Origin of the sequence: Lactobacillus nasalidis (assembly GCF_016587775.1) — a bacterium.
Classification (GTDB): domain Bacteria; phylum Bacillota; class Bacilli; order Lactobacillales; family Lactobacillaceae; genus Lactobacillus; species Lactobacillus nasalidis.
Genome location: NZ_BOCG01000728.1, coordinates 1 through 2,962, shown reverse-complemented (window position 1 = coordinate 2,962; position 2,962 = coordinate 1). Strand labels below are relative to the sequence as shown.

3 protein-coding genes, 1 tRNA gene and 1 pseudogene are annotated in these 2,962 nt (G+C 54.6%); 4 read left to right on the top strand and 1 reads right to left on the bottom strand.

The genetic code is table 11. The annotated features are described in order from the left end of the window. The 4 genes and pseudogenes from lacNas_RS14030 to lacNas_RS14015 form a co-directional block, all read left to right on the top strand. Positions 1 to 237: pseudogene (locus lacNas_RS14030) on the top strand (acetyl-CoA carboxylase carboxyl transferase subunit alpha); the annotation flags it as partial. A gap of 10 nt (positions 238 to 247) precedes the next feature. After that, positions 248 to 1,012 carry an enoyl-ACP reductase FabI gene (fabI, locus tag lacNas_RS14025; RefSeq protein WP_201332044.1) on the top strand — a complete coding sequence of 255 codons (765 nt, stop codon included), beginning with the start codon at positions 248 to 250 and terminating at the stop codon, positions 1,010 to 1,012. 9 nt (positions 1,013 to 1,021) lie between these two features. Next, complete coding sequence (locus lacNas_RS14020; protein WP_201335794.1) at positions 1,022 to 1,693, top strand: biotin--[acetyl-CoA-carboxylase] ligase; 672 nt, start codon at positions 1,022 to 1,024, stop codon at positions 1,691 to 1,693. 54 nt (positions 1,694 to 1,747) lie between these two features. Beyond that, positions 1,748 to 1,831, top strand: a tRNA-Leu gene (locus tag lacNas_RS14015). 93 nt (positions 1,832 to 1,924) lie between these two features. Here lacNas_RS14015 and lacNas_RS14010 read toward each other — a convergent pair. After that, the gene (locus lacNas_RS14010; protein ID WP_201330046.1) at positions 1,925 to 2,545 is read right to left on the bottom strand and encodes a DUF3862 domain-containing protein; all 621 of its coding nucleotides are present in this window, start codon (positions 2,543 to 2,545) and stop codon (positions 1,925 to 1,927) included. Positions 2,546 to 2,962 lie beyond the last annotated feature (417 nt).

The following is a 2,962-nucleotide window of genomic DNA, read 5'->3' as shown; positions in this document are numbered from 1 at the left end:
GCGTCGATTCTGTGGAAGGACGCTGGCCGGGCCGAAGAGGCGGCAGACCTGCTGGGGCTGACGCCGGACCGGCTGCTGGCCGGCCAGGTGATCGAGGGCGTGATCGCTCAAGGGGCGGACAAGCAGGCCCAGTGCGCGGAAATCAAGCGGATTTTGACGCAGGAATTGGCAAAGTTGCAAAAGCTGCCGGCAGGCGAACTGCTCAGCCGGCGCTATGAACGTTTCAGAAAGTTTTAGGTGAAAAGACATGGCAGGAATTTTAGCTGGTAAAAAGTTTTTAGTAATGGGCGTAGCCAACAAGCGCTCGATTGCCTGGGGCTGCGCTCAGCAGATCTTGGCTCAGGGCGGGGAAGTGATCTACAGCTACCAAAACGAGCGCTTGCAAAAGAATCTGCTTAAACTGGGCTTGCCGGCCGACCGCATGGTTGAATGCGATGTCGCCAGCGATGAAAGCATCGACGCGGCTTTTGACCAGGTCAAGGCAGCTTTTGGCCAAATTGACGGTCTGGTGCACGCGGTGGCTTTTGCGCCGAAAAACGAACTGGAAGGCTCGATTCTCAACTCAACCCGTGACGGCTACCTAACGGCGCAGAACATCTCCAGCTATTCGCTGATCGCGGTTGCCAAGGCAGCTAAAGCCAAGCAGCTGCTGGCGGAAAAGTCCAGCATCGTCACGCTGACCTTCATCGGCTCTGAAAGAGCAGTCACCAACTACAACACGATGGGGATTGCCAAGGCAGCCCTGGAAAGCTCTGTCCGCTATCTTGCCCGCGACCTGGGCAAGACTGGAACTCGGGTCAACGCCATTTCTGCCGGGGCCATGAAGACCCTGGCCGTAACCGGTATTGGCGGCCACAAGGACCTGCTGGAACAGTCCCGGTCGCTGACGGTTGACGGCGTAAACGTCAGTCTTGAGGAGCTGGGCAACTGCTGCGCCTTCTTGCTGAGCGACCTCTCCAGTGGTCTGGTGGGTGACGTGATCTATGTCGACAAGGGCGTGCACCTGTCTTAGAGGTTGAAGATGCAAGTCTTTCGGTACGATCTTTTGCCGTCGACGCAAGATCTGGCCAAGGAGCTGCTTGAGCATAAGCAGCCGCCTTTTGCCGTCTGCGCTCTTGAACAGACGGCCGGATACGGCAAGCAGGGGCGGGCCTTTTATTCGCCCAAGCAGGGGCTTTACCTGTCAGTCTGCCTGGCTGGCCCGCCGCTTCCGGCAGCCACTTTGGCTATCGGCACGGGCGTGGCGGATTATTTAAGGAAAAAATATGCTCTGGACATCGGCTTGAAGTGGGTCAATGACCTTTATTTTAAAGAAAAGAAGGTCGGCGGGATCCTGACTGAGCAGCTGGCTGGCGGTTTGGTCGTGGGTCTGGGCCTCAACCTGGCTACGGAGTCCTTCCCGGCAGACTTGCCGCAGGCCGGCAGTCTGCGGCCGGGGGGCGCTTTTGATCCAGATTTGGCTGGTGAGCTGGCAGAAGTGATCCGCCAGTCTGCCGAAGAGCCGGGGGACTTTCTGCCGCGCTACCGGCAGCTGAGCATTCTGCTTGGCCGGCCGGTCAGTCTGAAAGTGCAGGGCCGGATTGTCAGCGGCACCTGCGCCGGCTTTGACGAGCAAGGCCGGCTGCTGCTGGAGAAAGACCGCGAAATCACCCGCTGGACCAGCGGCGAAGTAATAAAAACAATTTTTTTATAAAAAGGGCTTCCCTTTTAGGCCGTCTTTTGATATTATAAATATTGTCAACGGCAAGCCCACTTGGCGGAATTGGCAGACGCGCAGCGTTCAGGTCGCTGTTCTGGCAACAGAGTGAAGGTTCGACTCCTTTAGTGGGCATCTAGTAAGCGAGCAGGAAGGCTCGCTTTTTTTGTACATTTTTGACGGACTAAAAAGAGCCCCCGGATTTCCGGGGGCTCTTTTGCGGCAGATTTAACTGAAGTTCTGCGCCGACTTGTCAATCAGCTTGTTGTTTTGGAAAGTAACGTAGAAGCTGGCCGAGCTGTCGCTCTTCAGGCCGCTCGTGTACAGCCATAAGACGGTTTCTGCGCTGGAGTAGTCGGATTCGGAGTAGCCGTTTGGCTTGCCGATGATTTCTTCGACTTCATCCTGCGTCATGCCTTTTTTAAGCGACTTGTAATCTTTCACGGTGATCTTTTTGCTCCGGCTGACTTCCAGACCGGAAATCTGCTTGGCAATAGCAACGCCATTGGCGAATTCGACGGTCAGGTTTGAGCCGGCACTGCCGTTTTGGACGCCTTCCCAGGTGTAGATCGTGGCGTTTAGGCCGGTCGTTTTTGCCTTGCTCTTGGCGTCGGCGCTCCGGCCCAGCAGGGCAGTGACTTCGCTGGGAGTGGCCCCGGTCTTTTCCACGACCTTGATCTTCCGGTAGTTTTCCAGGTTGATCTTGTTGCTGGTCTGCTTGACGACGTTTGAGCTCGAGATGGAGCTGGCTGCCTTCTTGGCGCTTTCCGTGCTGGTGCTGGTCTTCTTGCTGGAGCAGGCAGTCAAGGCCAGGGCAGCTGCGGCGATTAACAAAACTTTTTTCTTCAAGGACTTCCTCCAATACTATGCTTGCTTGATTTTCATGCTTCCTATTTTAGGCATTTCCAGACGAATTGTCCATTCAGGCAACTGTTTCTTAATTAGTTGTCATGATAAGCAGAAGAATATAAACATATTTCGAAAAGATATGTCTTTTTGCTGGTAAGCGCTTTATAGATCCTACATTCTGCATTAAAATGAAATTATGGAGATGCAATTAACTAATAATTAGCAGCTTTTTCAAAAGATGGGGGTTTTGGAAAATGCGCAGGAATTCTGGAAAGAAAAAAGCCGATAGAAGCGGCTGGGGGATTGTGGCACTGATTGCAGTCCTGGCCATAGCCGCTGGCAGCTGGCTGACTTACCGGACCGTCCAGCTGGTCCGCTTGAGCCGGCAGGTTGACGTCAAGGTGGACGGCAGCCGCC

What these genes read in the sequence shown, in the direction of transcription:
- fabI (WP_201332044.1), top strand. Translation starts at nt 248, where the DNA reads ATGGCAGGAATTTTAGCTGGTAAAAAGTTTTTAGTAATGGGCGTAGCC.
- lacNas_RS14020 (WP_201335794.1), top strand. Translation starts at nt 1,022, where the DNA reads ATGCAAGTCTTTCGGTACGATCTTTTGCCGTCGACGCAAGATCTGGCC.